Here is a 6147-nt window from a genome sequence, read left to right as displayed (position 1 = left end):
TGCGCTATATTTTGTGGTGCAGAAAGTTGGGATGATATGGTTGTATTCACTGAATCACGAAAAGACTGGCTGTCAAACTATATAGATATGTCGCCAGGAATCCCCTGTTACAGCACGTTCCGCCGTGTATTCTCAGTGATTGACCCCAGTTCATGGAGCGCTTTGATTGAAGGAACCTTAGGAATAGTCATTAAAGAAAAAGCACCGGAAGAACAAATACCTATTGATGGTAAAACATTAAGAGGAACTCGTTGCTCATCCAAGGGAATACGAGCAATCCAAATGGTAAGTGCCTGGAGTGTTTCAAATAAAATATCACTTGCAGATATCAGAACGGACAGTAAATCAAATGAAATAAAAGCGATTCCCTTGCTTCTTGATTTACTTACAGTAGAAGGTTGCACGATATCAATCGATGCTATAGGTTGTCAGGAAGAAATCTTAAAAAAGATAATTGAGAAAGGCGGTGATTTTGTTATTGGCTTGAAGAAAAATCAGCCTTCTTTATATCAGGCGGTTCATGATTATTCAAAAGAACATGGAGAAAAACCCTGTAATTTGATTGAGGATGCTTTTGATGAAAGCCATGGTCGGTCAGTACGACGGCGCTATTTTGCTTATCCTTTACCGGAAGAAGCAAAACCTTTTGCTTTTACTGGAATAAAAACGATTATTGCCACTGAAACCATAAGCTCTACCACAAATACCCCTGAAGTCATTGCACAATGGCGTTATTACGTTACAAGCCATGATGCGGATAACCCAAATCTAAGTCGTTATGTACGCGACCACTGGTCGATTGAAAATGAATATCACTGGCAATTAGATGTCCATCTTAATGATGATAAAGATAAAAAATATGATGATGTAGCAGCTGAAAATTTTGCACGAACTAAACGGCTATTGCTAAACTTAGTAAAAATAAAACAGCCTGAGGGTAAGAAACGCAGCGTACGATCCAGGCTGAAGCGTGTTGCATGGGATCTGGATTATTTGCTGACATTGCTTGCTTTATAATCTTGTGTAATCAATATCATTGAATAGGCTGGAATTAATAGTCCGGTTTGTCTTTATCCTGAATTAGATTATTTATTTGCCATTTAGAATAAACAAAAATCACCATCTAAATTTACCAAATCTTTCGTCGACTGTTGGCTAAAAAATAGTTGAACAATGCTTGGTTTATATTTAGTCATGAAAAGCCCCTGGTATAGTAGGTTCGAGAGTTCCAAAAGGACTTTGTGTAATAAAGAATACAGGCAGGGTCTTTTCATGACTAAATATAAACCAAGCATTGTCCAACTATTTTTTAGACCACTCGGGAGAATGTCTGTTTGGGATAAAACAATATTGGGAATTTTTGAATTATAATTCTACAAATTAATAATTTAATGGTTTTCATGTTCAAATCATTGAAGATGAAAATGTATCCTAAAATGCTAATTGCCCAGTATCCAGAAAACTGTGAAGCTTTGGTGCGATGACATCTGCATTTATATCCAAAGTTTTTAATACAATAATTTGCGTAAGAACATCAAAAAAACTTAAATAATCTTTAATTCCATAATCATCGGGATTATCCCATTTAAGCTCTTTCATCCAGGATTCAGCATAATGCCTATTTATGGGTATTTTTCCGGAATGGGCAAGTTGATTTCTTAAGACATGAAAAATAAATGCTTTATGCTGTTCAATATTCTCACGGTGTGATGGCCAATAATGGCATAGGATAAATTCGAATATAGTTTTCAAATTAATTGATTCGTCTTTAGATGTTGCTCCTTTTGGGTTATTGATGTGTGGATATAACCATTCCCAAATGATTACATTTGCTAAAAATCTGCTTTCTTGTGTGTAGTTGTTTGCACTATTTATGATCATTCTAAGATGAAAACCATTTTCGAACTGTATTTGCCAATTTGGGTTGTATAAACTCTTCAAGGATGTTTCGAAGTAATTTTCTATATTCTTTTTACCATTAATTCGAATATTTGCTAAATATGGTGAAGGGACTAAAAAGAAATTATTGTACCTGCGTCTGGAATATAATGCCCAATTTGTACCAGTGAGTAAGGAGCCGATAACTAATATATCCTCAATTAGTTTTCTTTTTCGAGGTGAGTTCTCATTCCCGTAAATACCTCCTTTATAAATAATAGAATCAAATTGTTTGCCATTGTGGGTTAAGTACGCGTTTTGACAATGATATTTCCCATTATTTACTTTGCCAGAGCTATAAAATGTATATTCTCCCACGGAGAAAGAATTTTCAGCATATTCTAATGCTACATCTACGTTATATAACAATAGCTTTCTCATATATGCTTCTATTAAAAATATAACTAGTGTTAATTATAGTTATTGGACTAGGAAAGGGACGGATAATTTTTTTAATTGCTGTGTTTTATCCTCAAATATTCTTGCGGCAGTTTTAAGATCTAACTTTGTTCATTTAAATGGTGGTTTTACTGAACTCTATTAGAAACTCCCACCTTCATCGACTTTTGAAACTTTGATATTGAAATGGGAATCTGAAGGAGGGTAGGGCGATAGTTAATGGGACGCTCTTATAGAAATTTGCATTATTGAAAAACCGTCGTTTTTCGATACTCCAATGCCATGATGAATTCATAGAACTTTTTGGTATAAAGTAATTAGTAACAGAGAATGTATGTTTAGATATCTGTTCATACTTGGGGCTTAGTCAGGTTAGGGCATACCTCAAATAAATATTTCAAACAAAGATTGGTCAGGCACTGAAAAGAAAATAGTTGGATTTGCAAGTACACTCAATTAGGTGTACAATTAAAATAAAAAGAGTATTTCTGTGATAACTGAAATTCAAATAACCAAACAAGCTTTAAAGGATTTAAAAAGAACACCTATATATATACAAGAAAAATTCCGAGCTTGGTTAGTTGCGGTTAATAAAGTGGGAGTAGAGGAGACAAGAAAAAGACCGGGATGGCATGATGAACCCTTGCTTGGGGATAGAAAAGGCCAGCGTTCAATTCGATTAAACAAGCAATGGCGAGCAATTTATATTATAAAAAGTAATGGGCAAATTGAATTTATTGAAGTTAAGGAGGTAACACCTCATGAATACTAAATCAAGTAATACCGTAAATGCCTTGGAAGCAACCAAAGATATTTGGGAAAATATGACTTTTGGTGGGTTAGTGCACTCATTAAGGATAAGCGATGAAATTACCCAAGTTGATTTGGCTAAGAAAATAGGCGTTTCCAAACAATTTCTGAGTGATGTTGAACATAATAGAAAAGATGTAGGTATAAGTTTTGCGAAAAAAATTGCTGATGCTTTGGAATATTCTATTGAGCCTTTAATTGAGCTGCTTATTAGGGATCAACTGAGGAAACAACATTTAAATTATATTGTGGAGCTTAAGAAGGCTTCGTAAGTATTACACGTATAAAGTGCGATTAATATGATCAAAAAATTCGAAAAAAGTGATGGGTATACAGTTGAAGATTTTTTGCATTTTGGTTTTCATCATTTCGATGCTGCTCACTAAGGCGCAATAATTTGAAATTAGATTAAGGATTAACAATCTTTTTCTGTCCCGTCTGGAAGAATGGCACCGCAAATGTTTTCAACTGATTTTAATTGTTCTGAAGATATTTTGGCGTGATAGAGATTAACTCGGTAAAAATCTGCGCCGGTTAAATTAGCGCCGGTAAAGTCAGCAGAAGTGAAATTATTATATCTTAAATTAGCATTTCTTAAGTCAGCATTGGTGAAGTTGCTGTATGAAAACTCACCATCATACATTGAGAAACGAAGACCCATCACATTGCTGAAGTCAGAGTATTGACGATTCCCCGGACTGTAAAAATTTGAGCGAATCAAATTACTGTTTTTCAGTACAATAGGACCATTCTTATTTGTGGTTAGATCGAATCCGCTTAAATCGCAACCATCACACACCCCTTTTTCTTTAAATACCTGGATATGATGTGGCTCATAATAGCTTTTGGCCAAAGTGAGAGGAGAGATAATTATTAACGAGGTTAGCAAAATTATTTTCATTGTATCCTTCCATAAAATAGTTCATCAGTAAAAAGAGATTAAGCTAAGACATCACTGTTTTTTACCTGTCGCTTAATGGCTTTCTGATGGGCTTTAAAGTCTTTGTCTTTTGCAAAGATAAAGTGCGCTGCTTCTTCTATAAAAAATCCGATATCATCAATAGAAGCCCACTGACAGTAGGCATTGATTTGCGCCAGTGTATCGGAATTAATCTCGACTTTAATTTTTTCTTTTCGCTGTGAAATTTTATTGTTAATTAACGGCATGATTGGCTCCATGATAAAAAGACAGCTGCCATGCTAACTGATTTAAATTACCAATCCAAGTGGATTTAAAGAAAATTTAATTGAATTTACAAGGACTAAGCACTGGACTTAACAGCAGTTAATCCAGCACGGATAACCAATCTACTATTCTCTGCATAAAAGACCCTGTTTATCCCCGATAGTTGTTTGATTCAAACAACGCCATTGCAATAAAAAAAGCCCCCGCTCCAATAATATATTCAATGGATTCTTTAGTGAGAAAGGTAAAAAACTGCTGATGGATATTTGTGGCTAATAAAACCAACCCGCCAACCAAACAAACAACGCCTGGAGCGAGTGATTTAAGGGAGGCTTTAAAGAGGTTATAGGCAAGTGCACAAAGGAGCACAATTCCAATGAGAGAGCCAAAGCCTTTTAGAGAGGCAATGCGTCCTGTGTTTTGCATAAAAACATAGGTTATAAGTGCCACAACGGCAAAAGAAATTTCTTTAATGGCATAGTCAATGGCCATTTTTTCCTTCACATGAAAGAAAGCTTTATCGAGCAGCGTGGGGGCTTTGTAATGTGTCTTCTCAGAGGAGTATTCAGCAGGATAATAATTTGCTGCGGGATTGGTCATAAGGGATGTTCCATAGATTCGTTCAAACTCAGATTTTTCGTTAGTATTCATAAAACCATCTCCCTGTTGTCAACCAAAATTTTAGAAAAGAATCAGCCTGTTAAGAGCTTACATCCAATGCTATGATGATACCACAATCGAAGAGGTTAGTTAAGGTTGGCGGGATAGGGGAAGTGTGGGACATTTTATAAAAAATACCCAATTCCCCGATGGTTGAAAATCAACCATCATCCTCAACCTTTCGGCCTGCGGAATAAAAAAAACAAGAAGAAATGGAATAAATATGATTAAAACAAAATCCATGCGAATTCGCTTAACCGAAGAGGAATGGTCAGGCGCTGATTCAGCAAGTATTTCCCTATTTGGCAGACCCAATAAAAGCCGCTTAATGCGCAAACTTTTGCGCGATTATATTGGTATGGGACCTGATTTAACGGATGAAGAAATGACGGCATTTCGTGAAGCGATAAGACAGTTAACAGGCATGGCGAGAAATCTTAATCAGATTACTGCAAGAATGAACAGTGATAATAAACAAAATTCGCCGTTATCGCCTGAGTATATTAAGCGCTTATCATCCCTTGTTCGGGAGGTGAATGAGCAGTTAAAAGGGTACGTATCGCACACTGTTAATCGCTATCAGGAGGTGGTAAATCATGGGAAAAGGTCATGATGATGAGCATGATTTCCTTGACGATTCATGGCAGACAAGACGCTTTGTATCCCCTTCAATCCATGAGGAAGAGAGGAGTCGAAAAGCAGGCGAGCGAGCAAGGAAAAAGTCCTTAAGAATTCCTGCGGATATTAAGTACTATAAGCGAACTAATGCGCCTCTATCCTATCAGCGCTTATCCCTTTCAGAGCAGCTTCGAATTGCCTCAGGCGTTCAGCAGGCCGTTATTAAAGTGACGAGCTATGGGAAAGGCTTTGATAAAGTAATGGGGCATCTTCAATACCTCAGCAGGGATTTTGATTTACCGCTGGAAACGCAGGATAAAACGCTTCTGTTGACTCGTGAGGAATCAATGGATTTACTCGCCTCATGGCAAGCCTCTTATTTTGATAATCGTAAGAATTCCCGTGATACGGTTCACTATGTATTCAGTGCGCCACCAGGCACCGAGCGCGGGCAATTTAAGGCGATTACCCGTGAATTTTTAAGCGAAGAATACGAGGGCGAGCATGATTATTTATTCGTCGAACATGATGATACC

The 6147-nt window shown here is 36.6% G+C and carries 9 protein-coding genes; 5 read left to right on the top strand and 4 right to left on the bottom strand.

Going from position 1 to position 6147, the window contains the following annotated elements:
• Nucleotides 1-1017 (top strand): ISAs1 family transposase (locus tag Lfee_RS12975; RefSeq protein WP_193786963.1); only part of this gene is annotated, 1017 nt, incomplete at its 5' end.
• A gap of 414 nt (nucleotides 1018-1431) precedes the next feature.
• Here the strand turns inward: Lfee_RS12975 and Lfee_RS12970 are convergent.
• Nucleotides 1432-2319: a hypothetical protein gene (locus Lfee_RS12970; RefSeq protein ID WP_058447428.1), complete on the bottom strand. Its 888-nt coding sequence runs from the start codon at nucleotides 2317-2319 to the stop codon at nucleotides 1432-1434.
• Between the two features lie 508 nt (nucleotides 2320-2827).
• Between Lfee_RS12970 and Lfee_RS12965 the strand changes: the two genes are divergently transcribed.
• Nucleotides 2828-3109: a type II toxin-antitoxin system mRNA interferase toxin, RelE/StbE family gene (locus tag Lfee_RS12965; RefSeq protein WP_058447427.1), complete on the top strand. Its 282-nt coding sequence runs from the start codon at nucleotides 2828-2830 to the stop codon at nucleotides 3107-3109.
• The gene (locus Lfee_RS12960; RefSeq protein ID WP_058447426.1) at nucleotides 3099-3419 is read left to right on the top strand and encodes a helix-turn-helix transcriptional regulator; all 321 of its coding nucleotides are present in this window, start codon (nucleotides 3099-3101) and stop codon (nucleotides 3417-3419) included. The genes Lfee_RS12965 and Lfee_RS12960 overlap by 11 nt, the downstream gene beginning before the upstream one ends.
• Before the next feature lie 143 nt (nucleotides 3420-3562).
• On the opposite strand, the gene Lfee_RS12955 is transcribed toward Lfee_RS12960, so the two are convergent.
• The 3 genes from Lfee_RS12955 to Lfee_RS12945 form a co-directional block, all read right to left on the bottom strand.
• Nucleotides 3563-4048, bottom strand: a complete 486-nt coding sequence (locus Lfee_RS12955) for a pentapeptide repeat-containing protein (protein ID WP_058447425.1) — start codon at nucleotides 4046-4048, stop codon at nucleotides 3563-3565.
• A gap of 38 nt (nucleotides 4049-4086) precedes the next feature.
• Complete coding sequence (locus tag Lfee_RS12950) at nucleotides 4087-4314, bottom strand: hypothetical protein (protein ID WP_058447424.1); 228 nt, start codon at nucleotides 4312-4314, stop codon at nucleotides 4087-4089.
• Between the two features lie 169 nt (nucleotides 4315-4483).
• Nucleotides 4484-4984: a hypothetical protein gene (locus Lfee_RS12945; protein ID WP_058447423.1), complete on the bottom strand. Its 501-nt coding sequence runs from the start codon at nucleotides 4982-4984 to the stop codon at nucleotides 4484-4486.
• A 232-nt stretch (nucleotides 4985-5216) separates the two neighbouring features.
• Here Lfee_RS12945 and Lfee_RS12940 point away from each other — a divergent pair, with 232 nt between their 5' ends.
• Nucleotides 5217-5606 (top strand): MobC family plasmid mobilization relaxosome protein, encoded by a 390-nt coding sequence (locus tag Lfee_RS12940; RefSeq protein ID WP_058447422.1) that lies wholly within the window; start codon nucleotides 5217-5219, stop codon nucleotides 5604-5606.
• Nucleotides 5590-6147, top strand: a 558-nt coding sequence (locus Lfee_RS12935; RefSeq protein ID WP_193786962.1) for a relaxase/mobilization nuclease domain-containing protein, incomplete at its 3' end; no start/stop codon positions are given. The genes Lfee_RS12940 and Lfee_RS12935, both read left to right, overlap by 17 nt.

This window comes from Legionella feeleii (assembly GCF_001467625.1).
Taxonomy (GTDB): Bacteria; Pseudomonadota; Gammaproteobacteria; order Legionellales; family Legionellaceae; genus Tatlockia; species Tatlockia feeleii.
The sequence above is the reverse complement of the archived record's forward strand: the minus strand, read 5'-3'. Positions and strand labels throughout refer to the sequence as shown.